At 37.9% G+C, this 26,261-nt stretch carries 21 protein-coding genes; 10 read left to right on the top strand and 11 right to left on the bottom strand.

The features are described 5' to 3' along the window. Window positions 1–4: 4 nt before the first annotated feature. Both AQ505_RS20170 and AQ505_RS20175 read right to left on the bottom strand, forming a co-directional pair. Window positions 5–3,157 (bottom strand): SusC/RagA family TonB-linked outer membrane protein, encoded by a 3,153-nt coding sequence (locus AQ505_RS20170; RefSeq protein WP_082461655.1) that lies wholly within the window; start codon window positions 3,155–3,157, stop codon window positions 5–7. Window positions 3,158–3,300: 143 nt separating this feature from the next. Continuing rightward, a complete protein-coding gene (locus AQ505_RS20175) occupies window positions 3,301–5,577 on the bottom strand; it encodes an FAD-dependent oxidoreductase (protein WP_062549839.1) in 2,277 nt (758 codons plus the stop codon). A 142-nt stretch (window positions 5,578–5,719) separates the two neighbouring features. Here AQ505_RS20175 and AQ505_RS20180 point away from each other — a divergent pair, with 142 nt between their 5' ends. Together AQ505_RS20180 and AQ505_RS20185 are read left to right on the top strand one after the other, a co-directional pair. Further along, the gene (locus AQ505_RS20180; protein WP_062549840.1) at window positions 5,720–6,733 is read left to right on the top strand and encodes a LacI family DNA-binding transcriptional regulator; all 1,014 of its coding nucleotides are present in this window, start codon (window positions 5,720–5,722) and stop codon (window positions 6,731–6,733) included. 20 nt (window positions 6,734–6,753) lie between these two features. Beyond that, window positions 6,754–7,338, top strand: a complete 585-nt coding sequence (locus AQ505_RS20185; protein ID WP_231634944.1) for a protease — start codon at window positions 6,754–6,756, stop codon at window positions 7,336–7,338. Window positions 7,339–7,358: 20 nt separating this feature from the next. Here AQ505_RS20185 and AQ505_RS20190 read toward each other — a convergent pair whose 3' ends face one another. From AQ505_RS20190 to AQ505_RS20210, 5 genes are all read right to left on the bottom strand, one after another. Next, window positions 7,359–7,754 carry a YybH family protein gene (locus AQ505_RS20190; RefSeq protein ID WP_062549841.1) on the bottom strand — a complete coding sequence of 132 codons (396 nt, stop codon included), beginning with the start codon at window positions 7,752–7,754 and terminating at the stop codon, window positions 7,359–7,361. A 72-nt stretch (window positions 7,755–7,826) separates the two neighbouring features. After that, entirely contained in the window at window positions 7,827–8,483 is a 657-nt protein-coding gene (locus AQ505_RS20195; protein WP_062549842.1) for a Crp/Fnr family transcriptional regulator, read from the bottom strand. Between the two features lie 51 nt (window positions 8,484–8,534). Then, a complete protein-coding gene (locus tag AQ505_RS20200) occupies window positions 8,535–8,747 on the bottom strand; it encodes a hypothetical protein (RefSeq protein WP_062549843.1) in 213 nt (70 codons plus the stop codon). After that, a complete protein-coding gene (locus AQ505_RS20205) occupies window positions 8,737–9,699 on the bottom strand; it encodes a class I SAM-dependent methyltransferase (RefSeq protein WP_231634945.1) in 963 nt (320 codons plus the stop codon). Before AQ505_RS20205 ends, AQ505_RS20200 begins: the two co-directional genes overlap by 11 nt. Before the next feature lie 150 nt (window positions 9,700–9,849). Continuing rightward, window positions 9,850–10,317: a nuclear transport factor 2 family protein gene (locus AQ505_RS20210; RefSeq protein ID WP_082461656.1), complete on the bottom strand. Its 468-nt coding sequence runs from the start codon at window positions 10,315–10,317 to the stop codon at window positions 9,850–9,852. Window positions 10,318–10,555: 238 nt separating this feature from the next. Here AQ505_RS20210 and AQ505_RS20215 point away from each other — a divergent pair, with 238 nt between their 5' ends. Continuing rightward, the gene (locus tag AQ505_RS20215) at window positions 10,556–10,900 is read left to right on the top strand and encodes a helix-turn-helix domain-containing protein (RefSeq protein ID WP_062549845.1); all 345 of its coding nucleotides are present in this window, start codon (window positions 10,556–10,558) and stop codon (window positions 10,898–10,900) included. After that, on the top strand, window positions 10,894–12,180 hold the full coding sequence (locus tag AQ505_RS20220; RefSeq protein ID WP_062549846.1) for a type II toxin-antitoxin system HipA family toxin: 1,287 nt from the start codon (window positions 10,894–10,896) through the stop codon (window positions 12,178–12,180). The genes AQ505_RS20215 and AQ505_RS20220 overlap by 7 nt, the downstream gene beginning before the upstream one ends. Before the next feature lie 28 nt (window positions 12,181–12,208). On the opposite strand, the gene AQ505_RS20225 is transcribed toward AQ505_RS20220, so the two are convergent. From AQ505_RS20225 to AQ505_RS20235, 3 genes are all read right to left on the bottom strand, one after another. Then, complete coding sequence (locus tag AQ505_RS20225) at window positions 12,209–12,982, bottom strand: GDSL-type esterase/lipase family protein (protein WP_062549847.1); 774 nt, start codon at window positions 12,980–12,982, stop codon at window positions 12,209–12,211. 17 nt (window positions 12,983–12,999) lie between these two features. After that, entirely contained in the window at window positions 13,000–13,512 is a 513-nt protein-coding gene (locus AQ505_RS20230) for a DUF2199 domain-containing protein (protein WP_062549848.1), read from the bottom strand. 116 nt (window positions 13,513–13,628) lie between these two features. Then, a complete protein-coding gene (locus AQ505_RS20235; protein ID WP_062549849.1) occupies window positions 13,629–14,027 on the bottom strand; it encodes a hypothetical protein in 399 nt (132 codons plus the stop codon). Between the two features lie 171 nt (window positions 14,028–14,198). Between AQ505_RS20235 and AQ505_RS20240 the strand changes: the two genes are divergently transcribed. Continuing rightward, the gene (locus AQ505_RS20240; RefSeq protein WP_062549850.1) at window positions 14,199–16,691 is read left to right on the top strand and encodes a TonB-dependent siderophore receptor; all 2,493 of its coding nucleotides are present in this window, start codon (window positions 14,199–14,201) and stop codon (window positions 16,689–16,691) included. A gap of 11 nt (window positions 16,692–16,702) precedes the next feature. After that, window positions 16,703–17,395, top strand: coding sequence for a hypothetical protein (locus tag AQ505_RS20245; protein WP_062549851.1), 693 nt, complete (start codon window positions 16,703–16,705; stop codon window positions 17,393–17,395). Between the two features lie 123 nt (window positions 17,396–17,518). On the opposite strand, the gene AQ505_RS26495 is transcribed toward AQ505_RS20245, so the two are convergent. Continuing rightward, complete coding sequence (locus AQ505_RS26495; RefSeq protein WP_157262489.1) at window positions 17,519–17,671, bottom strand: hypothetical protein; 153 nt, start codon at window positions 17,669–17,671, stop codon at window positions 17,519–17,521. 599 nt (window positions 17,672–18,270) lie between these two features. Between AQ505_RS26495 and AQ505_RS20250 the strand changes: the two genes are divergently transcribed. The 4 genes from AQ505_RS20250 (at window position 18,271) to AQ505_RS20265 (ending at window position 26,156) form a co-directional block, all read left to right on the top strand. Next, window positions 18,271–18,636 (top strand): hypothetical protein, encoded by a 366-nt coding sequence (locus tag AQ505_RS20250; RefSeq protein WP_062549852.1) that lies wholly within the window; start codon window positions 18,271–18,273, stop codon window positions 18,634–18,636. 422 nt (window positions 18,637–19,058) lie between these two features. After that, a complete protein-coding gene (locus AQ505_RS20255) occupies window positions 19,059–22,151 on the top strand; it encodes a DUF5977 domain-containing protein (RefSeq protein ID WP_062549853.1) in 3,093 nt (1,030 codons plus the stop codon). Window positions 22,152–22,197: 46 nt separating this feature from the next. Further along, a complete protein-coding gene (locus AQ505_RS20260) occupies window positions 22,198–25,623 on the top strand; it encodes a DUF6443 domain-containing protein (RefSeq protein WP_197286241.1) in 3,426 nt (1,141 codons plus the stop codon). Between the two features lie 5 nt (window positions 25,624–25,628). Beyond that, a complete protein-coding gene (locus AQ505_RS20265; RefSeq protein WP_062549855.1) occupies window positions 25,629–26,156 on the top strand; it encodes a hypothetical protein in 528 nt (175 codons plus the stop codon). The last annotated feature ends 105 nt before the right edge of the window (window positions 26,157–26,261 follow it).

The following is a 26,261-nucleotide window of genomic DNA, read 5'->3' on the forward strand; positions in this document are numbered from 1 at the left end:
AGATTTAAAAATTAGCATTCAATCCTATCGCGATGGTCCGCGGTCTTGGATATGGCGACCAGTCAAATCCAGGAGTCAAAGCCGTATGTCTGGTTGACACCTCTGGATCCAGGCCAGAGTATTTTGTCCAGGTGATGAGGTTTTGAGCGGACAGGGAGAACCTCAGGCTTCTCATTTTTAAGGTTTTTAAAACTGAGGCGGGTAACCTGTAGCCAATGGAAACCGTTTTTAACCTGATGTAAGAGCCATCTTCAATGGTACGGGAAGAATAATAGGCAGGGCCTTGTCCACCTAACCGGTATAAATCATTGGTTTGATTTTCAGGAGTCCATCTGTTTGCAAAAGAAGCGAACATATTTAGCAGGTTTCTTTGCGTAGGATCTCCACCTTCAAATTCTATTCGGTTGGCATTTAATACATCATTGCCATAGCTCCATTGGAAGAAAATATTCAGGTCGAAATTACCATAGCTAAAATCGTTGCTAAAGCCACCGATATGAACTGGGTTAGGATCTCCAATCACCGTACGGTCATTATCATCGATCTGACCATCATTATTCAGGTCTTTAAACTTGATGTCGCCAGGAAGGATATTGGCACGCGGATTACCATTGTTCGGCACATTGGCTTTCAATACATAGGTTCCATTTGGCTGCACCTCAAAATCGCTATACTGGTATACTCCATCGAACCTCATCCCATAAAACTGAGCGATAGGTTTTCCAGGAACGGCGATGTAGGGGAAGGCATTGTTAAAATTTCCCCAGGTTACTCTTGAAAGCAGGCTTGGTTCATCATCGTTCAGTGCCAGCACTTTGTTTCGGTTAAATGCGATGTTGAAATTGGAGTTCCAGGAGAACATCTTTCCTTTAATATTATTTGTATTGATGCTTAGCTCGATACCGCTATTGGAGACCTTTCCTACATTTTTAAATGCAGTTAAGAAGCCCATACTTGGTGGTAAGGTGGCATTTAGCAGCAAGTCGCGTGTTTTCTTATGGTAATAATCCGCTGTTACTGCAACTCTATTTTTAAAGAAACTCAGGTCAAGACCAATATTAGACTGTATAGTGGTTTCCCATTTCAGCTTTGTATTTCCAAGGTTGACTGGTACGATTCCTTTTCCCGGAACATTTCCGGTAGAATATCCTGAAGAAGGCAGCATTTTCAAGGCAGTGAGGGCGGCATAATCGTCCACACGATTATTGCCGGTATGTCCGTAGCCTATTCTCAACTTTCCATCACTTAAAAAGCGGAGTTCTTTCATAAATGATTCGTCGCTGAAGCGCCATGCAAAGGCTCCGGAAGGGAAAGATGCCCATCTGTTGTCTTTAGGAAATCTGGACGATCCATCCGCACGGAAGGAAACGGTGATTAAATATTTCGATTTATAATTGTAATCTATTCTTCCCAGATAGGATAGCAAACCGTTTTTCAGATCTGAAGTTGGTGCTACTGTAATCTGGCCTTCGCCTATTCCTTTCATGCCCAAAGACTCATTAGGAATTTGAATGGAAGAAAAGCCATTAGAATAACTTCTTACATCCTGCATGGTTAAACCAGCAAGTACTTTTAAGGAATGTCCTCCTTTAAACTTGGTCTGATAAGTCAGTGTATTTTCATTCAGCAGGTTGGTATTATCGATATTATTTACCGCCCCATTGACCTTGTTATTGTTGTTTGGATTTCCGAGGCGGGAGGATGAATTATTGAAAACCTCCTGTCTGATGCTTGCTTTGTTAATCCCTCCGGTAATTCGCAGGGAAAGGTTTTTTAATAGCTTATAATCTAAATAAGAATTGATGGCCAATGAATTATTGAAAACCGGTTTATATTCGTTTTGTGCTGCTAGTCGCGGGTTAATCCGATAATCAGTAGTCATGTTTAAATCCGGGTCATACAGCTCATCGATCATATTGTCGTCGAAATCCACATTTCCGGTTACCGGACGGTAGCCCCATGCGCTGTACATTAAACTGGCAGTAGGACTGGTTTGTGATTCGGCGACTACCGTTCCAAATTTCTTTGAAGACGCGTAGTTGAGGTTTACACCTACTCTCATTTTTTTATTGATGGTCTGATCCAGGACAATACGTCCTTGATATCGTCTAAAACCGCTATTGATAATAATTCCGGGTTGGTCTAACAATGATCCGGAGATTGCGTACCTAGTTTGCTCGCTTCCTCCTCGCAGGGAAAGGCTATGGTTCTGTACATAGGCATTTCGGAAAATTTCGTCCTGCCAGTTGATGCCTTTGCTATCTCTATAACTTTCCAGCGTTTGTCCGTCTTTAAGATAAATAGGGCCATAGATGTCCGGGTTTAATTCCAGCTGATATTTAACAAATTCATAAGGGCTCAGCACTTCTTGTTTTTTGATGATAGAATTCATTCCTGCCCAGCCATCATAATTGATTTGTGGCGCACCGACTTTCCCTTTTTTTGTGGTGATCAACACGACCCCATTAGCGCCACGGGCGCCATATATCGCAGTTGCAGAAGCATCTTTCAATACTTCAATGGACTCAATTTCTTCATTATTGATACTATTCGCTGCTGAAGTTTCCATAGGGAAACCATCAATTACGTATAAAGGTGCATTATCCTGAGTCACAGAATTGGCTCCCCTAACGATGATATTCAGTTCATTTCCTGGTTGGCCATCGGTTGAAGAAACCTGAACTCCGGCAATTCTACCTGCTAATGCTTCAGTAAAGGTTCCCACAGGTGCTTTGGTCATGTCTTTTATATTGGCTGAACCGACGGAACCTGTTAGATCCCCCTTGGTGGTGCTTCCATATCCAATCACAATTACTTCATTCAATCCTTTGAGGTCCTCCTCGAGCCTCACATTGTAGATACTTCCTGCAGCCAGGACCAGCTCCTTTGTCAGGAAGCCGATATAGGAGAATACCAGCGTTCCTTTCCCTCCGGGAACACTAATTTTATACAGGCCTTCGGTACCGGAGGAAACTACTGTTTTTGTTCCCTTTAACTGGACGCTAACACCGATAAGCGGTTTTCCTTCGGCATCGGATACTTTTCCGGTAATCAATTTGACTGGTAAACTTGACTGTCCGTAGAGCAATTGCTGGGACATACAGAGGACTATGGATAGCAATAGCCATGTTCCAAAAATCGGGTAAATTTTTCTCATGCAATAGTTTATATTTGGTTATTTGGTTCAGGATCATTAGATCCAGGGTTTTATCTTCCCCGGATCTTGTGGCGGTTTGTGCCGAAAATAGCAAAACGAGTTTATCTAAATGATAACAAAAACGTTGCTGTGGTTAACAAAACTTAACTATAACAACGTACTGCAAATAATGCAGCTGGAATTTCCGCTGATGGGTGTTCAAATTTCAGTGTCAATTCATTGGTTAGCAGGGTCTCTGGCAATTCGATAATATTGATGGATTGGTAATTGTCTTTTTTAACGAAGAGTTCCTTTCCATTCCCATCTGTTATGGTATAATTTCTAATACAGAAGGGCATTGTTCTTTCTGGATGCGTCATCAATACGGACTCCATCGGATGATCGTAATCTGTATCAAAACAAAGTTCTATTCTCTTGATGCTGGTTTGGTCTTTCCATTTTAAAGAGAGTTCCGGATTTTGATCAGTGATGGAGGACACCCAGGCATTTGGTTGGTTTACAGGTCTGCCGATTCCATTTTTTAGCTGTTCCACTATAAAAGGATTTAATGGCGGGTTTATTTTCAGGGCAATATTATGGCCTTCAGGTCTGCGCTGCGGGCACCAGAACTCAAATTCATCCACACCAATGTCTTCAGTTGGCTTTTGGCGGCCGAAATTTGAAACTGCTTTATTTACCGAGTTAAAAACAGACAAAACGCCTGTGATCCGGGTATTAGAAAAGCCGAGTTTAACTGCAGAATTCTTCCTGAAACAAAGGTATACGTAAGCGTTTTCGTTTAGCTTCGCAGCAAAATCAGCACTTAGCACCTGAGTACCAATCTTTACTGGGATCTGCTGAATTTCTAATAGTTCATCAGGGCTAAAGTTTCCGGATTTAGAGCTGATTCTGAGTTCCACCTGCAGGGTGGTTTCTTCCGATGATGCTACTTTAAAAGAAAAAGAAGGAACGTTTCCAGCTTGTAGAGGAATCATTTGTCCGGCAGAAATATCGAGGTTCTTCATGAAATCAAAAGGGATTTCCTGCAGGTTCATTTCACTGGAAGCGGTAATCGCTGCCGATTGTACCAGATCTGCTGCATCTGTAAGGGTCATACCTGGAATGTGCTGACCGCTTTTCATGAGTTCCAGTTGCAGGGACTTCATGATTTCTTTTTCGTTCAGTTCTTTTGGCTGCAAGCCATTTTTCTTTGCAATGAATGCTGCCATCCCCACTGCTTGTCCAAGGTATGCTCCTGTGGCCATCACCCTTGAAGAGGCGAATGCCACATGGCTTGCGCTAATGATCCGGCCGGTCAGGAAGAGGTTTTTGATGTTTCTGCTGTATAGGCACCTGTATGGAATTTGATAAATGCCTTTACTATGCCATTGGTTACATCCTGGTTTATTGCTAAAAACGCCATCTGCCGGATGCAGATCGATAGACCAGCCACCAAATCCGATGGCATCATCATGTTGGTGCTGCGCAACGATATCCTGCTGATTGAGCATGTAATCTCCTTCAAATCTCCGGCTTTCTCTTTTACCTGGGATATTTCCCACCCATTCCAGTGTCATGGTTTCGGCTTCCGGAAATTCCCCAGAATTTTTAATGTAGTTCCAAACGCCATACACTACTTTCCAGAGTTCCTGTTTGATATTTTCACTTTCATGAACGGTGTCCATTCGTCCGCCGAATTCTAACCACCAGAGTTTACATCCAAATTCCTTCGCATTAAAACTCTTGAATCTTGGAATCTTCGTGATGTCGGCCAGGGCAAATGAAGGGGCGATATATTTGACAGGCTTGCCTGTATCTTTACTATAAAAATAAATGCTGTGTCCAAGCAGTTCTCCGTATTCCTTTTCGGGGGCAAACTTCTCTCCGAATTCTTCTTTATTCTCTGCGCCCATTCTAAACGCGGCACCGGCTATAAATCCTAGGATCCCATCGCCGGAAGCGTCACAAAACAGATTGGCAGCTAAGATATATTCGGTGGAATTCTGACTACAAAAACATTTCACCGATGAAATTTCATCGGTATCAGATTTTTCCAAGTCGTATACGACCGTATTTAAAAGCAGTTTAATATTTGGTTCCTGATATACTTTATCCAGCAATACGGTGTCGAAAATTACCGGATTGCCTTCGGGATTCCGCTGCATGTTTTCTATTAAGATTTCATCCACTACTCCACCTTCCCTGGCCCATCGGTTGTTATTTCCCATGTGGGATGTTGCACCCAGGATCCACAACCGAACTTCAGAGGAGGAGTTTCCACCTAAAACCGGTCTATCCTGAACAAGCACCACACTGAGGCCTTTTCTTGCGGCGGTGATGGCACAGCATACACCAGATAACCCTCCTCCAACAACGACCAGGTCGTACCCGGCAGATGCTGATTTAACAGCTCTTTTATTTTGAGATTCTTCCCTTATCATTTAGAAATATATTTGGTATTGGATCCAAATGTATTCGGTACTTCCTAATTACGTATTGAAAATGAGGGCAAAATAAATTGGGAGCGCTCCCAATTTTAGGGATCGCTCCCATGAAACATAATTTATGATATATTTGATTTGCATGAAAAATCATCAGATCACCATATTTGACCTGGCCAGGGAGCTGAACATCTCTAAATCAACGGTATCCAGGGTATTGACCGGCCATCCGAACGTACATCCTGATACGAGGAAACGGGTTTTGGACCTGGCGGAAAAACTAGATTACCAGCGCAATATGATTGCCATACAATTGGCCACGCAGCAGAGCCGCACGATTGGGATCATCATTCCTGAGATTTTGAGTTCGTACTTTCCTTATGTAATTGCCGCCATACAGGAGGAAGCACATAAAGAAGGGTATAATGTACTGATCAGTCAATCTAACGAGTCGTATGAAACGGAGGTGATGAATGCAAAGGTTATGCTGGACAACCGTGTGGATGGGGTTATTGTCTCTATTACTAAAGAAACATTAAACTACGATCATTTGAAAGTATTCCAAAAGAAAGGAATCCCAATTGTGTTCTTTAACCGGGTTTGCAATGAGATGGTGGTTCCTAAGGTGATTGTTGACGATTATGAAGGCGCTTTTGGTGCGGTGGAACATTTGATCCTGTCGGGAAGAAAGCGGATTGCTCATCTATCCGGCCCCGCTGCTTTAGCGATCAGCGTAAAAAGATTAAATGGTTATCTGGCCGCATTAAAAAAACATAACATCCCAGCAGATCCGGAGCTGATCATTTCCTATGATTTTAGCAAGGAAAAAATAGCCATTTATGTGAACCACCTGATTAACCTTGAAAATCCGCCTGATGCGATCTTTGCCATCAACGACCCTACCGCGATTGATACGATTCAGATCATCAAGAAGAACAATTTACGAGTTCCGGAAGACATTGCCGTTGTTGGCTTTAGCGACGACTATGTCTCTGCGCTGATTGAACCCGCGCTGACCACAGTTGCCCAGCCAGTTAGGGAGATTGGGATCACGGCTGCGCAGCTGTTATTCGATCAGATTAAGAAGGATTCTTCGCAATGGAAAACGCCGGTTAAGGTGCTCAAAACGAAGCTGATCATTAGAAAATCCTCTTAAGCTAAAAAATGGCTCCCGAAATGATCAAGCTATCTCCTAAAGATGATGCGGAAGCCAGGCAAAAAGGATATTTTTACAGTATGAAAAACTTAAGTATCTTAACATCTACCCTGATTGTATTGGCATTTTCATCTTGCGGGATGAACAACAATACGGCAAAAAACAGTGCTGACACCACTTTGACTACTGTGGCTGTAGATAGCACAGCTGAAAAAGGTCTATTTGCAAAGATGTCAGTGAAAGACACGATTAAAGCTGGCGAATTAGTGGAACTAAAATTTACAGTGTATAATCATGCTGACACTGCACAGCGTTTTTGCAAATGGCACACTCCTTTCGAGCCATTCATCAGCAAATATCTGGATGTAAAATCAGCTTCTGGTGAAGAAGTAAACTATAAAGGCGCGATGGCGAAACGGATGATGCCGCCACCGGCCAGCAGTTACCTGTCTGTAAATTCTAAAGACAGTGTTTCTACTAAAGTTGATCTTTTAAAAGGATATGACATCGCCAAACCTGGCCAGTACACCATTACTTATGTGGGGCAAAACATGAGTGGATTGGTGGTTAAAGACAGTATTTCTTTTGTTTACCTGAAAAAGTAAATATTACCTTTAGGGATCATTTACTGTTTTAGTATTGCTGCACCGAAGGGATTATCGACTAACCATAGCCAAATCCCTTCCGTGTTTCTTTTCATCATACAGGTCGTATGTCCATTCATTTTAATCGCCTGCCCGTCGGGTGTTTCACCTATCATTTCCCATTCGTCCAGCCAGAGTGATAAATCTCCAATGGTAGTGACATGAGGTTCGGTCCCTTTAATTTCAGGTCCCAATGCGCATAGGTATTCCATTGCCTTTTCCAGCTCTGTCCGCCCGCTTATTTTTTTACCCTGTCTATCAATATAAACTCCTTCTGGATCAAAGCAGCTCACTGCGTCTTTCACCTCTCTATTTTTTAGGCAGTTACGAAAAAAAGCTACTGCTCCAATCTGTGTTTTTCTGTTCAATTCTTCCATTTTTGTATTTCATTTATTGTGACACAAAAATCAGAGGAATCCGGGCCAATAAAAATGACAATTGTTAGGAAATTAACTTCTTATGCGGCTTAAAGATTCTGGTTTCACACCAATATAAGAGGCGATATATTGAACTGGTACATGGTTGATGAGGTCGGGTCTTTCCTGCATTAATTTTGCGTAGCGCGCTTTTCCCTTTAATTTACCAAAAGTGAGGATTCTTTCTTCTTTTTTCAGCAAGGCAGATTTGAGGCATTTCATGCCTAAGTCGATCCATTTTGGATCTTCCAAAGCCAATTCTTTAAAAGACGCTTCAGATATTTTACATACAAGCACATCAGTGATGCACTGGATACACTCGAAAGAAGGCGCTTCTTTCAATATACTGTACATTGAGGATGCGAACTCCCCTTTTCTCAAAAGATCGATGGTGACTTCCGTTCCACTTTCTGTGTTATAGAACGTACGCAGATAGCCCTCAAGAATGAAGAAATAATCGGTAGTTATTGTTCCTTCTTTGACCAGATAGTCCTTTTTCTTTTTATTATAAAAATGAAAATGCTTTTTGATGGATGAAAAATCAGGGATTGTAAAATCCAGGTGGTCTTTAAATAATTTTAGTAATAACTCCTCCTGGTCTGTTGCGATCTGTGGTTTGATCAATTCTGCTTGCTTCATTTCTAAAGCGAAGTTAAAATTCTTTCTCTCTTTTCCGGATCTGGAATTCATTTAATTAAAATCGGTTTGGGTTTAGCCCAAACCGATATTTTATTTATACGATCATCTGCTTTTATTTTTTCCTTTCACAGTTTTCATGATGCTATACTCGCTAAGTCCATTTTGAATATATTCTATTTTATATTCTGATAGCAGCTGGGTAATGATCTGTCGGGTATCACTTTCATTTAGACCCAATTTCTCGCCCAATTCTATTTCATTATAACGTCCATTACTTTCCTTGAAGGCGTTAAAGTATCTATCTTTATGATTCATAATTTGATTGTTTTTTTACCGCGATCATCATGTGCGGGCTAAAAGGTAAAAGGTTAGTATCGTTTTCGGTCAGCTGAATCAGCTCCAGCAGGGGTTTTCTTTTTTTCATATCCAGGATATTCAAAAAGTAGTCTTTATCCAGCCATACCATCCCCTCAACAGCATAGGTGTTTATATAGGTCAGATCCTGTTTCAGGAATTCATCTTTTAATTCATTGGGTTTATGATAATAGGCTTCTGCCAGCAACCAGGGAAAATCATCTGGAGGATTATGGATGCCGGTTGTCAGTTCTTCTTTACACATATTGAAAAAGCTACTTTTATGAATTAATCCCTGTAAAAGCCCCACTAAAGTTGATGCCGTATAGTTTATAGAAAATCCTAAAATGATACCTCCTCTTTTTACAACACGGCTGGCTTCAAGAATGGCTTTTTCTCTATCTTCTTTTTTCTGAAGATGATAAAGCGGGCCATGCAGAATGACGATATCAGCAAAATTATCAGGGAAATCTAAGTTCCTGGCTTCTCCCAAATGAACAGTATATTTATTTTTTAGCTTATTAGCTCTTTCCCTGGCTATTTGAATGTGTTTAGGTACGGGCTCAACTAAGTATACTTCGTGGCCTTTTTTGGCTAGCCATTCTGAATATTTACCTGTACCTCCACCAACATCAATTATTTTAGAAGGATGGGATGGAACATATTTTTCGATGAGCGTTTTAATCCTTTCAAATTCAAATATGCCCATACCTTTGTTCAGTCTGGTTTCTTCGGATGCTTTATTATAAAAAACTTCTATATCTCGACTTATTAACTGTTTACTATTCATCTTGAATATTTTAACCTCTATCAAATTGCAGGGGATATTATCCATTTTGCCAATGTGATAAAGTAATTGATTTAAAAAATCAATGCTTGTGTCATTAAAAATTGTGGGTTGAAATTGATGCACATATTATCCATTACATCTATAACCGAGAGGTTCTGATGCATTAGGTCTTCAAATAAAGCATGGCTTTATGGAAGGTTGATAATATGTTAATTAGCGTATAACAGATGATAAAGGTAGAAATTAAGAATGACCAAACAAGCTATATGGATCTTATTTATGTCGGTCACTGTCATGATATTGCCAAAGCACATTCACTATTTTCCATGAACCATTCAGTTTCGCGAGATGCAGGTAGTCAATCCATTCATCTGCGATGAGTTTCATTGAGGCTGTTTTGTCGGAAACGTCAAGAAACCGGACTTCCTTTTTAGGTACTTCAGGGAATTTATCTTTTTTCTTGTTATAGCTTTCGGCTAAGAGTGTCATGGATTCAGCATTGGTTTCCCTTAGGTAATCTTTCCCGGTCTCCTTATCTTTCCAAAAAGTACGCTTGACCATTCTGGGATGCAGTGCACGTTCCATTTGTGCTGCATTAGGGCTATGCTGCGACTCAATATAATCTAGAACAGCGATTTTTATCGCTAGGCTATCTTGCTTAGTCTGACTAGAACAGGTAAAACTTATGGCTAATAGCGCGATAAAAAATAGGATTGGATTGAGTTTGGATGGCGTTAACATTTGGATGCTGATTTTAATGAATATCCTAATGTAAGTTTTTTATTTGACCATGCCTCAACTGGAATGGTCAATAATGTATTACAAATACACATTACATCTAAACGAATGACATCTCATTCAATAAAGCTAAAAAAAGGGATAACGAATGAAATATCATACAAATACAACTCACTAATTAAGAGATTATTTTTGTATATTTGAATGAAAACTTATGCATTAAGTATAAAAATAGTACTTTATGAATGATATATCATACAACTCCAGCTATAGCGATGCTGCTATAATTAAAGAGATCGGGCATTTCATTAAGACCAAGCGGATAAATCAAAATCTTACACAGGATGAAGTAGCCAACAGGGCAGCGATCAGCCGCTCCACCCTTAGTCTGGCAGAGCGTGGCGAAAATATCAACTTTATGAGTTTACTAAAGATCTTACGTGTATTGGATGCACTCTATGTCTTTGATCAGTTTAGAATCACCCCGCAGATCAGTCCTTTACAATTGGCAAAGGAAGATGAAAAGATGCGAAAAAGAGTTTCCAGGAAAAATTCTCAACCCAATAAAGGAGATATAGGATGGTAAGGACGGCTTTTGTAAAATTATGGGGAAAGAGAATCGGCGCAGTAGCCTGGGATGAAAATCAGGAGCTTGGCTATTTTGAATATGAAAAAAAATTTATGGCGGGCAATTTGGATATCTCCCCATTAAGAATGCCCTTATCAACGCGTGTCTATTCTTTTCCAGAACTGCGCAATACTGCTACCTTTAAAGGCCTCCCAGGGCTTTTAGCAGATGCACTGCCGGACAAATATGGGAATGAGCTGATCAATATCTGGCTGGCCAGAAATGGACGACCAGAAAACTCCCTCAACCCTGTAGAGCTGTTATGTTTCATCGGTAACCGAGGTATGGGTGCCTTAGAGTTTGAACCAACTACCCTTCCCAAGAAGGATCATGCGAGTACCCTGGAACTTTCCAGTTTGATCACTATGACGATGAAATTATTGGAAAGCAGAGAGAATTTTGAGGCTCATACAGACCATGCCATGCAGGATGTATTGCTGGATGTATTAAAAATGGGTACTTCGGCCGGCGGTGCCCGCCCAAAAGCGATCATTGCCTATAATGAAGCCACTGGGATGATCCGTTCAGGACAAACTTCTCAGGATAAAGGTTTTGAACATTGGCTGATTAAATTTGATGGTGTGAAAGATACACAGTTCGGAGCAACTTACGGGTATGGTCGAGTAGAAATGGCTTATTACAAAATGGCAACTGACGCTGGTATCGACATGATGGAGAGCCGCCTCATTGAAGAAGAAGGAAGAGCTCATTTTATGACCAAAAGGTTTGACCGCAGGAATGGCAGCCAAAAGCTTCATGTACAAACTTTTTGCGCTATACAGCATTACGATTTTAACCAAATTTCAAGTTATAGCTACGAGCAATTGTTCCAAACCATGCGCCAGCTAAGGCTAAGTTATGCTGAAGCGGAGCAGATGTACCGAAGGATGGTATTTAACGTCTTTGCGCGAAATTGTGATGACCACACCAAGAATTTTGCTTTTTTGATGGAACCTGATGGTCAATGGAAACTTGCCCCCGCCTATGATGTATGTCATGCTTACCGACCTGAGAGCGATTGGGTCAGTCAGCACAACCTAAGTATAAACGATAAACGGAAAGACTTTACAAAAGATGATTTGTTAATCATCGCCAAGCAGAATTCAATCAGAAATCCAGAAGGAATTCTCGCTGAAGTATTGGATACGGTAAACAAATGGCCGGAATATGCCCAGGCCTATAAAGTAGAAGAGCCGCTGGCAAGAGCAATTGACCGCACACTCATCAGAACAATATAGGCCGAAGTTCAGAATACTGGTTAAACAATCATTTTGTTGCTTTTATAATCCCTTTTACCCAAAACTCAGCTAAAGCTTTAGAACCTTCAGCATTGGGATGCAAATAAAATAGGCCATGCTTGCCATCTTCAGGTTTAAACAGTTTTTTATGCTGCTGCTGAAAAAAACTAAAAACACCTTTATCGCCTAGATAAACCTTATTTGGCTGGCTAATTTTATACGCTGCATGTAAAGTTTCTATTTGCGTAAAGTAACTCTTTAAGCGATCAAGCCCTTCCTGCATATATCCTGCATTATTGTGTGTATTTGGGCTATACCAAAGCGGATATTGCAGGACAAATTTAGCATTGGGGTATTTCTCCATCAAGGCATTGATCAGCCCATTCAAATTATCCTTGTATTGAGCGGCCTGGACAGGGGCCCCGTTTGGTCCGAACATGGCGCTATCATTTGTGCCCAGCATAATAGAGAACAATAAAAGCGCTGTTTTATCTTTTGCAAAGGTATCGGCTGCCTGCAGGACTTTTGGGAAATCAATATTATTCTTTGGCAAAAAATCTACCGTGGTATGCCCACTAAAACCTTTATTACTAATATTCACAGCGCTAATGTCTTTACGTTGTCTCAATAACTTTGCGACATGGAGCGGTGCAGCTTCGGTTTTAGGATCTGCTAAAGCACCGCCTTCTGTAATGCTATCACCGATAAAAACAATATTGATTTGATGCTCTTTTTTTGCTGAAAAAGAAGTCAAAACGCATAGCAAAAGCAAACAGGTATAATTAAAGATAGGTTTCATCATGTTATTTATGAGTTATTTTATGCAAACAATGCCGCAATCCTGCACTCAGCTTCTTTCAATGGAATCCCCGAAAAATAGTCCTGAACGAATGGATGGCTGGTATCCTGATGAGGAATAACGTCTGGACGTTGATCCCCTTTTCTCGTTTCAACATTCATCGGAATTGAACCACTAAATTCATAGTCAGGAAGAAAATTTGACAGCCATCCAAAGTAAACTACCTCATGATTTTCATTATTAAAATTCTCACTGTAATCCAGAAAACTGGTTTCACTGAGTGAAACCCATACGCCGTAATCCAATCCATTACAGTTCCCTATTACTTTTTGAGTCAAGGTGACTCTTATAAAAAAATCAGTCTGATCTGGGCGGTCAATCACGCAAAAATCCTCATTGAGTTCAGTTTGTCCGTATTGTTTTTCTTCCTCGCTGAGTTCAGCATAGCTGGAGGGACATGGGAAAGCCAAAGCAGGCCATTCGTAATGTTCTTTGCCGCATGATTGGCAAGTAAAAGTAGTTAAAGCATTCATAATTCTTCTAATGTTATCATCTGATTTTTTCTAAAGGAGTTGATTGAGTTTTTCCATCCAATTGATCTATGTACTTCTTGCTTTGGTCAATCCTGGAGTAGTTTATACAAGAGTTATTATGGCAAGAAGGTTTCATGTAAATCCAGCCATTGTAATTGGACATTTTCATGATGCACAAATAAAGCGGTTGAAATGCGTTTATTATCTGCTCCTCCTCCGGTTTGGATCTCTATATATTCCATCAATATTATACCTTCCTGCTCAAAACGCAGACTGATATCTTTTACTTCTAATACGATTCCCGTTTTCGCGGCATATACTTCCGGCAACCAATCTGCCAGATCAGCGCGACTTCTTGCTACTCCTGTTGGACTGATCATTCTGAAGTTTGCATGAAAAGCCTTCAATGCCAGCATTTCTTCCATTTCCGAAGGGCTCATCTCTCCCCTAAACCATTTTTCAATTTGTTCATGGAAATGAACAATTTCATGTCTGGCCAATTCATTTAAATTCATAGTGATTAATTCTTATCGTTTTTCTACCATTGACAATTTCTGAGATATCAGTACCAGGAACGCAATATAAATGTCAAAACTAAGGAATAGATATGGAATAAACTGACAAAACAAAGCGACCTGTTTGGATTAAGTCTAAATAAGGTCTACTTTTGCAGGAAATTTCAAAGCATGAGAAAAATCTTATTCATCATACTATTTACCAGCATTCACATCATTGCATTCGCACAGCAAAAAACACTGATCCAAGGCCATATTCAGAACCCGAATGGTCAAGCACTAGACGGTGTGACCGTTTCTCTTGTTGAACAAAAGAGTACGACCATGACCGATGTGAAAGGCAATTTCCAATTCAGTACAGATTTAAAAGGGAAACTGACCATTAAGGCTTTATTGATCGGGTATAATATGGCTACGAGTAAAGTAGATATCCAGGATACTAACGTAAAGCAAATTAAACTAATACTCATCCCTAGTGATGAAACTTTACAAACAGTAGAAATCACAGGTAGAAAGGAGAAGAATTATACAAATTCTGTTTCTTTCGCTGGTACCAAGACCGCAGCAGAGATTAAAGATGTCCCACAATCCATCCAGTATGTCACCAAAGAACTGATGCAGGATCAAGGTGCGGTACGGATGACAGATATTGTAAAAAACGTGAGTGGTGTAAATCAGTACACTTTCTACGACGATGTTTCTATCCGTGGATTTAGAAATCAGGGTGGTGTGGGCAGCAACAGCTCTAACCAGCTCTTCAACGGATTAAGAACTTTTAACGGTTTCTGGCGACAAAACCTGCTGAACTATCTGGAACGCGTTGAAGTGATCAAAGGACCTGCTTCTGCTCTTTTCGGCAATGCAAATCCTGGAGGAACGATCAACAAAGTCACGAAAAAGCCTTTAGACACCACTCTTAGGTCCATCAATTTTCAGTTGGGCAGCTTCAATACGGTGAGAACAAATGCCGATTTTACCGGACCAATGAATAAGGAAAAAACATTATTGTACCGTCTTAACCTTGGTTATGAAAATGCAAATTCCTTCCGTGACCTCCTGTTTGACAAGAATATAGTGGTGGCTCCATCACTTTCTTACATTCCTTCGGACAGAACCAGGATCAACTTTGACCTGGTTTATAATAAGTCAAACAGCAGATTAGATCGTGGACAATCTATCTTTGGATCGACAGACCTTTACTCCACCCCAACATCGCTTAATGTGGCAGACATCAATGACTTCCTGAATGAGGAGACCTATCTTGTCACCACCTCAGTTAGTCATAAGCTAACTGACCACATCACCTTTAATACTTCATTTTTAAGAACTGGCTATCGTCAGGACTTATTCGAGCACCGCAGCACTGCATTTGCAGTAGATGAAAAGGGAAAACAAATTCAGGAACTTGCTTTCAGACGCGCGAGTTTACGTCACAACGAGCAATTTAGTGACAGTTTTACCGCTTACCTATCTTCAGATTTCAAAACCGGACCATTACAACACATGCTGGTGACCGGATACGATTACAATAATAGTGTGATCCCAATTGGCTCCTCACAGCAAGACGCAACAGGATACCGTTTAAAAGACGGCTCAGTAACTGCTAAATATGTAGTGAAAGACTCCGCTAAATATGAAATGTATTCCTACAAAGGAAAAATGATCCCAAAACCAAATGTTCCTTCCTTTGACCTGAGTAAAAATACTCACTCCTTACTTGATGTAAACGGTTATGTTTATGCGGCCAACAACACAGACGTTGTGGTGCCTTCTTACTCGCAGCAACACAGTATTTATGTGCAGGATCAAATCTCCATCAACAGACTTAAAGTTTTGCTTGGTTTACGCTATGACACCTATCTTACCGATATGGGTTATAAAACAAGTCAGGTAGAGCGTGTTAAACAAACGGCATTACTTCCGCGTTTTGGCTTAACTTATGAGGTTAGCCGGAATATAAACGCTTATGCGACCTACACCACCGGGTATAACCCACAGACTGCCAGCAGTCAAAATTCAAAATCAGGTGGACCATTTGATCCATTGAAGAGTAATTTATTGGAAGCAGGCTTAAAAACCGACTGGTTCAATAATAGGTTAAGTGCAACTGCTTCCGTATATAAGATTGAGCAGCGAAATGCACTTTACAATGCTTTGGATCCAGACAATCCTGACCTGATGATTCAAATCGGCAAGGATATTTCCAAAGGTGTAGAAATGGATGTGGTAGGTTATATTACCCCTAACCTAAACATTATTGCTACTTATGCCTACATCCATGCGGTACTGAAGGGAGCGCAAGGTGGTGCCGATAGTTTGTACAACAATCAACAAAAGCCAAACACCCCAAAACACATGGGTAGCCTATGGGCTAAATACCAGTTCAGCAATCCATTACTAAACGGTCTTGGTTTAGGAGCAGGTGCCTACTATGTGGGGAATCGTACTTTCGGTTTCCAGGGTCAGCAAAGTATATTGCCTTCCAAAGGCCCTTCTTATCTGCTATTCAACGCTGCCATCTATTACAAGATTGATAAAGTACAATTACAGCTGAACATGAATAACATCACCAATAAAACCCATTGGGTGGGTGGTTATGACAGCTCACGTTTATATCCAGGAGCGCCAAGAAACTGGCTCACTTCCGTTACTTATTCCTTTTAACAATAAATAATATGATGATACAAAAAACAATTACCTTCCTGATATTCAGTCTTATTTTTCTGGGTGTTCATGCACAAAGCAAAAAAAACCGTGGGAATATTCTTTATGTCCTAAGGATGGAATATCGTGACAGACCGATTGATGAAAAAGTAAAAGCACATTTGGATTCCCTGGGTTACAAAGTAACTTTCGCTGACCAGTCGGCGGAGGTGCCGAAAGCCCATGCTTATGATCTGATTATTATATCTTCGACGGTAGGCTCACAGGATTTTGAAGGAAAATACAAGGATATGGAGACTCCAATTCTAAGCTGGGAAAATGACATCCTCGACGACTTAAGATTTACTGGTAGAAATAAAGACGTAGATTTCGGCGAGGTGACCAAGGAGCATTACATCTGGATCGTGAATGCCCCTCACCCACTCGCAGCAGGACTTCCTGCCGGCATCAATTCGGTTTACAGGAAAGATCAACCAATGGGTTGGGGGAAACCTGGTTTAGGTGCTTCAATTATCGCTACGATTCCCGGACAGCCGGATAAAGCGATCATTTTTGGTTACGAAAAGGGAGCAACTATGGATTATAACTTTCTTGCGCCAGCGAGAAGAGTAGCTTTCTTTTTAGACAATACAACATTTCCATTGCTAAAAGAAAATGGGTTAAAATTATTCGATGCCGCAGTAAATTGGGCCATCGCAAAATAGATTAGGATCATCCAGAAGATGCTTTCAAAAAACACTAGAACCTGATTCCACTAGCGATTTATGTTCTGGTGTTTTTTTTTTACCTGCTTTTCCTAATTAGTCTTTTGAGATTTTTAACTTAATCTATTTATCCATTTTCAGCTTTAAGAAACTGCGAATGGAAATATCGACCCATTTAAAAATGATATAAGCAAAGGCAACCAGCAGTAAAACGCCGCCAGCAATAACTGGAGCCATCTGACCTATTGAAGGTTTCGTTACTTCCACCCAGCTCATGAACCACCAGTAAAAGGATAGTGAATCGATGCATAAATAATATTAGCGATGTATTCCCAGAACAAAGACCAAATTCGTGGGTTAAAATAATGTTCGGGAACGGGAGGGTAAGGAATACAGAATGTCAATTTCAATGGAGAAATCAAGATACAATTAAATAAAAAAGAGTATAAAACGTATTGGCTTTATCATTTTGTTCATCTCATACTGAAAATACAATTATTGAGTTATCCTAAATATTACAAATATTATCTTTAATGTAATGAAATTTCACTAAATATTTAAATCTAAAAAAACATAGTAGGAACAGCAGCAAATCTTTAGTAAATTGTAAATAAAACTCCTTTCCTAAAATTAGCACTTTAAACTACAGATAATTAAAATAAACAATAAAAAACTCAAATCAATCTATTAACAACAAACCCTTCATAAATTAATAGCAAAAAAATTCTATTCTAGATCCTTTTTTTAATACAAAAATTAATTATATGTAAATAAATTACTAAATAATACTACAATTTCCGTATTACTCTAGCTTTTGTCATTTTTTATATTTATAATTATTTATAATTATAAATATCTTACTATTAGCTAAGTTTATGAAATTAAAGTTATTATTTCTGTTTGCTTTTTACATATTAACACTTCCAACATCCGCACAGAATATACCAAAGTTACCTAGTGCCCCTGATATTGCTGTACTAAATAAATTTATCGATTTCCCTGTAAATAAAAGTACCGGTACAGTAGGCATAACTATACCAATATACACTATTGATGTAAATGGATATAGTTTACCGATATCTTTATCATATCACACCGGAGGCATTAAAGTCTCTGAAGTCGCTGGATCTTTAGGGCTGGGGTGGGCATTAAGTGCCGGAGGGCAAATATCAAGATCGATAAACGGTAAAAATGATGATGGTGGTTATTTTACACATGGGGGCTTTTTCCGTTATTCGTAGAAACCATAATTGATGTAAATGCCCCACCTAAACCTCAAGGTCATGCTTATTATAAGGATTCTTTTACGAATGCCGATCAAGATTTAGAACCTGATGTTTATTATTTTAGCATAAATGGTTATTCTGGAAAATTCATTTTCGATAAGAATAAAAAAGTACATTTAATTCCAGAACAAGATGTCATTATTCAAACCGACAACCTTAACTCATTTAACATTAAAACTCCAGATGGAGTTAAATTTTTATTTGAGGACAAAGTAGACAGAAATATATATTCTGACATAGCAGTAGGAAATGTTGAAAATACAAGTGCATGGCACCTTTCAAAAATTATAACTAATAAAAACGATACAGTAAATTTCCTTTACAACGAAATTAGTTATACATCAAGAGAAAAATCATTATCTACAGAGAAGGGAGGAATGGCTGGTATATGTGTGAATTGTATAACCAAAGAAGCACAGACAAGATTGTATGGTTATATTATTAGTGAAATTTCTTACAAAACTACTAAAGTTAAATTCAATTATAAATCTGAAAGAAGATTAGATGTAAAAGACGGGGGAACTTCACATGCATTAAATGACATCTCCATATATGATAATTTGTCTAACAGCCTAATAAAAAAAACTATTTTTTCAACCAGCTATTTCCAAAGCAATGATAACACACTAACAATCAATGGAATACCATCAATCATTGATGATTACTTGCAAAAAAGATTAAGACTTGATGAAATTTTGGAAATCTCTAATCTTGGTAAGGTGACTCCAGCTTATAAGTTTTCTTACAATAAGCATAATAAGTCGTTAAAGTTACCGCATAGATTATCAAATGCTCAAGATCATTGGGGTTACTACAATGGAGCTTCTCAAAATCTATGCTTGATAGGACAATATACATGGCTTAACTCTTCAGGTGTTTATGAATGTAATTTGGCAGATAGATTTGTTCATTCAAACTATAACAAAGCTTTTATATTGGACGAAATTATCCATACCACTAAAGGAACCACTAAATATTTCTACGACAATGACACAGATTTCCTACCCGGATTAAGAATAAAAGAAATTCAAAGTTTTTCTGGAGAAACGGCAGACGTTCAGTCTAAGCTTTACGAATACTCAAATGTTTCTATTGCTGGAGGAATACCTGTTTATAGACAGCAATATGATATTACTGAGATGCATCCTGGAACAATTGTTAATTCAGGATCAGTAGCAGTAGGCAGTACTTATTGCGATGAGAACTATGTAGAACCTTATCTGGCTTTCCAAAACCCAATAAATTTTTCTGGAGATTTTTTTGGAAGCAATGCCTATTATGGGCTTGTAAGAGAGAGTATACCTAATAATGGATATACTGAGTCATACTTTTCTACTGAAGAATCGGATGACATTATGTTGGATGCTTCCGTATATCCATTAATAATTAATAAACCTGGCTTGCTTTCCGGCAAGTTAATTCGTGAAACAACCCACAATGAAGAAGGAAAGTTGATTAAGGAGTCTAATTTCATCTATCGCAAGTATTATCGATTAATTGTAAAGGAGGAAGATTGCGCAAAGTTCATTAATTCGACTTGCTTCGAAAATGTTAGATTCTTCCCTTTATATACTGGTTTCGCTTTTTTAGTAAAAAAAGAAGAAATATCATTTAGTGGATTCAACGAGAACAAAATAATCACAGAATATAGTTATGATGGAATTCCTGATGTTTTCAAAAATGGTGAATGGGCTATGAAAATGAACTTATTAATGCCAGCTCCATTACATCATTTCATTTCAGGCACCCGTACTTCTTTAAGTGATAAATCAGAATTAATAGTTCAATCGAAATATCCAATAGATTATTCATCTGATATCAATGGATGGGCAACTACAAATAATTGGGATGCGGCATCATTAGCAATAAAGCACATGATTTCTAATTGGATAATTAATAAACCAATAGAACAGATAAACATTATAAAACGCGAAAACTCTGAGTATGTAATATCTTCTAATTTATTCACGTATGATTTTTTTTCTACTGCGGCTTTTTCTGGCATAAATATTAAATCAGTATTTGAGTTAAAACTTCAAAACCCAATTTCTTACAACGTGGGTTTTTCATCAAAAATTATCAAAGAAGGAAATAATTACAAATTCAATTTTAATGAAAATTACAAACCAAATATAATATTTGACGCATACGATTCCAATAATAATCTTCTGCAATACCATGAAATGTACAAACCAAACACAGCTTTATTAAGAGGTTATAAAAAAAGTTTAATAACTGTAAGTGCGGTTAATGCGGCATTTGATGAAGTATATTATGATGGTTTTGAGGAAAATCTTAACGTGAATGTACTAACTGATAAAAATAGCTCATATAATGGATTAAGATACATGAAAGCTAATAGCCTATTTATTGGCTGGATTAAGCCTAATGCCAAAACTTACATAATTACATATTGGTATCTTGTTGGGTTGGTTTGGAAATATGAAGAACAAATCTATGATGGACCTCTTACCCTATCCAAAGGAACAGGTTATGATGATATTTGTATTTACCCTTCTGATGCTAAGATAATGATATACAACTACAAACCCCTTATTGGACTAGAAAGTTTGACTGATTCGAGAGGAAATGTGAAACATTTTGAATATGATGATTTCAACAGACTCGAATCAATAAAAGATCAAAATAAAGATATAATCGGCGCATATATATATCATTATAATACGATTACAACTAATTTTCTAAACTCAGCGACAAGTATTACATTCAAAAAAGAAGGATGCCCCAATCAAGCTGTGGGTTCTTCTATAATTTATACTATCCCTGAAGGGAAATATAGTTCACCTTTTAGTCAAAAAGAAGCTGATGGAATGGCTCAAGAGGATCTAAAGAAAAATGGTCAAGCTTACGCAAATATACATGGGGAATGCTTAGGAGGAACCCAACCATATTTTAATGTTGATATGATTCGAAAATTTAAGGCCGAATGCGGCCCTGGTCAGGCAGGTGATGAAATAGAGTATATTGTTGATGCTGGAGACTTTAGTTCAATGATCAGCTTAAGTGACGCAAATAATAAAGCCCTGAATAAATTAATTTATCAAGGACAACTTGAAGCAAATCTTACTTGCCGTGATATGGGACAAGTAGAGTGGGATAGTTCTGTATCGGACAACAATGCTAGAATAGTTAGTATTAAATTCTATAATCTTAGCGGCACTACTCTATTATATCAATTAACAGCTCCAGAACTATATAATATGTATGATATTCATCACGTGAATACAGGAAATTATAAAATAATTGTAGAAGTACATGGGGACTATTACGAAGATATTGAACAAACTGGCTACAAGTCATTAAAGATGACTTCTTCTTCTGTGCCAATCCAGCAAATTTGTCTTAAACACCCACAAGAAGGTAAAAACTCTATATATATATTTAATTCCGTTAGTATTGGATTAATGGGTAGTGTTAGGTTTGTTATAATGGGAGTGAATTGTAATTGATATAAATTGTAAATAGCAGCATACAATGAGATTAAGGTATAAAATAATGGCACTAATCTGCACCCTAAGTACGACAAGACTTAGTGCTCAGGAGAGTATTTTTAAAAACGTTTATAATGGAGAAGCAGTAATTACATCTGCAGGTAGTATCACTTTTGAAAGTGGATTTCATGTCCCTTCTGGAGCAAATTTTAGAGCATTTATTACTAATAGCCCCTCTATGAACTGTAAATGGTTAGGTTCATTTGAAATTGAGAGCAGAAATTACATTCTTAGTTATTCTCCAAAGGTTGAAGGGATAAAAACAATAGAACAATTAAGAGCAAAAAGTATTTGTGCTGTCACGCCAACTATAAATTTCATTGATGGCCTCGGCCGTTCATTACAAACCGTTCAGATTGGAGCAAGTCCAAGTGGAAAAGATGTGGTTAAAACATTTAAGTATGATGCGAATGGTAGAGAAGTCATTAAATATTTACCATATTCCGATTTAAGTGGTCAAAATGGAAATTATAAGTCTGACGCAGTAGAAATAAATTCCGGAGTTTTTTCTTTCTATAATTCACCTAACAACCTAATTATCGGAATTGTAAAAACTCCAAATCCATATCAAGAGATTAAATTAGAAAACTCTCCTCTTAACAGGATGTTGGAGGAAGGGGCTCCAGGTGTTGATTGGCAATTATCCAATGGTCACACCACAAAAATTGAATATGGATTCAATGCTACAGATGAAGTTATATTATGGTTGGAAAATGGGAATTCCTGTGTGGGAAATTCATTTTTTTCTGAAAATCAATTATTTAAAAAAACTTTTAAGGATGAAAACTGGGTAAATGGTAAAACCGGAACCATTGAAGAGTTTAAAGATAAATTAGACAGAGTGATTTTAAAAAGATTATGGCAAAATGAGATGAATTCCTTATCAACATACTATGTCTATGATGACTTAAATAACTTACGGTATGTCATTCCACCAGGGCTTAATTTGCAGTCATTTAACGAAGGTAGCCCAGCTTTTAACAATTTCATTTATGCTTACTCTTATGATTCAGATAAAAAATTAGTTCGTAAAAAGATTCCAGGAAAAGGATGGGAAGAAATGGTTTATAATAAAATCGGTCAACTTGTTTTAAGTAGAGATGCAAGACAGTTCATTTCTAAAAATTGGTCCTTTTACAAGTATGATGTAATGGGAAGAAGGATCTTATCAGGCACTTTGACTAGTGAGGATACTAGGGAAAGCTGGCAGGAAAGATTTAAATCAAATGCACAAGTTAATATATGGGAAAACCGTGATAATGATAATTTATGTGGTAATGGGACTGGCTACACTTCTATTTCTCTACCTTTGGATAGTGAAAGGGTCACATATAAAATAAATCAATATTTAAATGTAAATTATTATGACGACTATTCTTTTTATAATAACACTTTTAAAGGAGATACAGCTAGGCATACTTCAAGAACTAAAGACCTACTAACTGGCACTAGAAATTGTATTTTAGACAGTAATTTATTCATGCTAAAAACACATTATTACGATCTTAAAGGACAATTAGTACAAAGTCAAGAAGAGAATCACTTAGGGGGGAAAAATCTCGTAAATTTTGCTTACAATTTTGTTGGAAATGTAACGGATAAAAATCAAATAAATACAGTAGATGGAAGTTCTATTATCATTGCTTCCCGCTTTGAGTATGATCAGGGCGGCAGAAAGACAGGGACGTTTGTAAAAATAAATGATTCTCCTGAAGTTATGTTAAGCAAACTTGATTATAATGAACTAGGACAAATTTGGAAAAAAGGTTTACACATTAAAGATCAAGGAGAAAATTTTCTCCAACAAACAGTTTATGAATATAACGAGCGAGGTTGGATAAAAAATAATATTTCAAATGAGTTTAGTACAAAAATACTTTATCAGGACGGAAATTCACCACAATACAATGGAAACATATCCGCACAGCACTGGGGCTCAGCGAATAACTATCCAAATAAATTCACTTACACATATGATGCAATAAACCGGCTTCTCAAAGCAATTAGCACAGGAGTGAGTATGTCGGAGGAGTTAAAATATGATGACATGGGAAACATCTCAATGCTAAACAGAGACGACCTTGGACAAAATCAATACAATTATACAGGGAATCGTTTGAATAACATCAGTAATGGACCGTTGGAAACTGGATTATATGAATACGATGCTAATGGAAATACAATTACAGATGGACGAAACCTAGTTAATGTGACTTATAATCAATTAAACCTTCCTGCTACTGTAAAAAAAACAGGATTAAACGTGGTATACACTTATAACTCCGAAGGAGTTAAGTTACAAAAAATAAGTAACGGAAATATTAGAAACTATGTTGGTGGCATTGAGTATATAGGTACTACTGTTGATTTGATTCATACTGAGGAAGGGATTGCCAGAAATAATTCGGGTGTATTTAGTTATGAGTATAATTTAACAGATCATCTGGGAAATGTGCGCTATAGTTTCCGTCAGCATCATGAGACCGGATTATTAGACCGTTTACAAAGTGATGATTACTATGCTTTTGGAAAACGTAAATCTTCAGGTACTTTTACCTCTACGTTAAATAAGTATCTATATAACGGAAAGGAAATTCAAGATGAATTGGATGGGCAATATGATTACGGTGCGAGGTTCTATGATCCGGTGACAGGCCGCTTTAATACTATTGACAGATTTTCCGAGAAGTATTATGATTTGAGCCCTTATCAATATGGGGCAAATAATCCAATAAAGAATATTGATGTCAATGGGGACAGTATAAATGTAGTTTTAATGCAGCAGTATGATAAAACGAATAGCACAAATCACGTTAGCCAAACATTAACTGATTTACAGTCTCAAACAGGTTTATCCCTCTCAATTGACGCCAAAGGCCAATTGAGTTACCTGAAAGACCCAGTATCAGGAACCCCATTTTTGAATATTCAAATGGGATCTGGAAATAATTTAATGGGAGTAGGAAGTGCAGAAGCCAGAAATCTTATAACATCCGCCATTGATAATACTACTACAGGATATGCAAGAATAACTTCATCTGGATCCAGTGCACCATTAGGAGGCAACTTGATGAGTCTTAACCCCAGCCAAATTAATAACTTTATAAGTGGAGTAAATGGAGTGGATTCTAGGACACTAGGTTTTGGAATGACATTTATGCACGAATTAACTCATTCAGGATTAGGAGGAGGATTGACCGATCCATCGAGGTCTGCAGGCTTTGGTCCAACAGGACCAACGGTTGACAGGATGAACATTATTAGAAGTGAACTAAATGACAAAGGTGGTAATTATGGTCAAAGATCTTCTTACCAAGCTGTGATGACTACTCCAGGAGGTCCTGCGTATTTGCCATTTAGCCCTAGTTCATTAAATTCCCTAAAAGGAGGCATTGTTCCTGCAATCACCGATAAATTTATTAAATTCTAATTGTTATGAAAATATCATCAAGGTTACTAATTTTAAGTCTTTACTTTTTTAGCTGCAATGCATCAAAAGTCGAATTACCTTTGGAGAGATATAAGTCCAAATATAAATTAGCTTATGATTATCTAATAATTAATCAAACATCTCAAAAAAACAATTTCACCATTGCTGATTCTACAGTTAATATTGATTTATCTCCGTTTTATGTTGAGTTGAGTTTAGAATTTCATAAATCTAAAGATGCTACACTGTTCGAACTCGATAGTTTAAATCACACAACTTCAGCTGAATTTATGATTGAGACAAGTGACCTCAAGCAACAACAAAACAAGGAGCTAAATCGCCCAACTTCTATTATATTTTTTTCCAAAATGCATGATTATATCTTAGCTGCCGAAATTCTGGATAATATCAGCAATCCAAAGGAAACTTATAAAAACGCTACGTCGTTTAATAACGGAACGCGTTACTTGTTTATATTCGATAAGAGAGGCAAAATCAAAAATGTTTATAAAAAAGGAATTCAATACAATTAATCAAAGCTATCTTGATATTAGAGTCTTCAGTGTAACTGGATATTCCAAATAAAGTTCTACCTGCTGTAGAAGAGATAATAATACTTATAATTTTTATATCATATT

Source organism: Pedobacter sp. PACM 27299, from assembly GCF_001412655.1.
Lineage (GTDB): Bacteria > Bacteroidota > Bacteroidia > Sphingobacteriales > Sphingobacteriaceae > Pedobacter.

Coding starts and splice junctions, on each gene's coding strand:
- AQ505_RS20230 (WP_062549848.1), bottom strand. CDS start 13,512: ATGAATGCTTTAACTACTTTTACTTGCCAATCATGCGGCAAAGAACAT.
- AQ505_RS20265 (WP_062549855.1), top strand. CDS start 25,629: ATGAAAATATCATCAAGGTTACTAATTTTAAGTCTTTACTTTTTTAGC.
- AQ505_RS20235 (WP_062549849.1), bottom strand. CDS start 14,027: ATGAATTTAAATGAATTGGCCAGACATGAAATTGTTCATTTCCATGAA.
- AQ505_RS20210 (WP_082461656.1), bottom strand. CDS start 10,317: ATGTTAACGCCATCCAAACTCAATCCAATCCTATTTTTTATCGCGCTA.
- AQ505_RS20250 (WP_062549852.1), top strand. CDS start 18,271: ATGAAATTAAAGTTATTATTTCTGTTTGCTTTTTACATATTAACACTT.
- AQ505_RS26495 (WP_157262489.1), bottom strand. CDS start 17,671: ATGAGCTGGGTGGAAGTAACGAAACCTTCAATAGGTCAGATGGCTCCA.
- AQ505_RS20255 (WP_062549853.1), top strand. CDS start 19,059: ATGGCTGGTATATGTGTGAATTGTATAACCAAAGAAGCACAGACAAGA.
- AQ505_RS20180 (WP_062549840.1), top strand. CDS start 5,720: ATGAAAAATCATCAGATCACCATATTTGACCTGGCCAGGGAGCTGAAC.
- AQ505_RS20190 (WP_062549841.1), bottom strand. CDS start 7,754: ATGGAAGAATTGAACAGAAAAACACAGATTGGAGCAGTAGCTTTTTTT.
- AQ505_RS20225 (WP_062549847.1), bottom strand. CDS start 12,982: ATGATGAAACCTATCTTTAATTATACCTGTTTGCTTTTGCTATGCGTT.
- AQ505_RS20200 (WP_062549843.1), bottom strand. CDS start 8,747: ATGAATCATAAAGATAGATACTTTAACGCCTTCAAGGAAAGTAATGGA.
- AQ505_RS20260 (WP_197286241.1), top strand. CDS start 22,198: ATGGCACTAATCTGCACCCTAAGTACGACAAGACTTAGTGCTCAGGAG.
- AQ505_RS20185 (WP_231634944.1), top strand. CDS start 6,754: ATGATCAAGCTATCTCCTAAAGATGATGCGGAAGCCAGGCAAAAAGGA.
- AQ505_RS20175 (WP_062549839.1), bottom strand. CDS start 5,577: ATGATAAGGGAAGAATCTCAAAATAAAAGAGCTGTTAAATCAGCATCT.
- AQ505_RS20195 (WP_062549842.1), bottom strand. CDS start 8,483: ATGAATTCCAGATCCGGAAAAGAGAGAAAGAATTTTAACTTCGCTTTA.
- AQ505_RS20215 (WP_062549845.1), top strand. CDS start 10,556: ATGAATGATATATCATACAACTCCAGCTATAGCGATGCTGCTATAATT.
- AQ505_RS20245 (WP_062549851.1), top strand. CDS start 16,703: ATGATGATACAAAAAACAATTACCTTCCTGATATTCAGTCTTATTTTT.
- AQ505_RS20220 (WP_062549846.1), top strand. CDS start 10,894: ATGGTAAGGACGGCTTTTGTAAAATTATGGGGAAAGAGAATCGGCGCA.
- AQ505_RS20240 (WP_062549850.1), top strand. CDS start 14,199: ATGAGAAAAATCTTATTCATCATACTATTTACCAGCATTCACATCATT.
- AQ505_RS20170 (WP_082461655.1), bottom strand. CDS start 3,157: ATGAGAAAAATTTACCCGATTTTTGGAACATGGCTATTGCTATCCATA.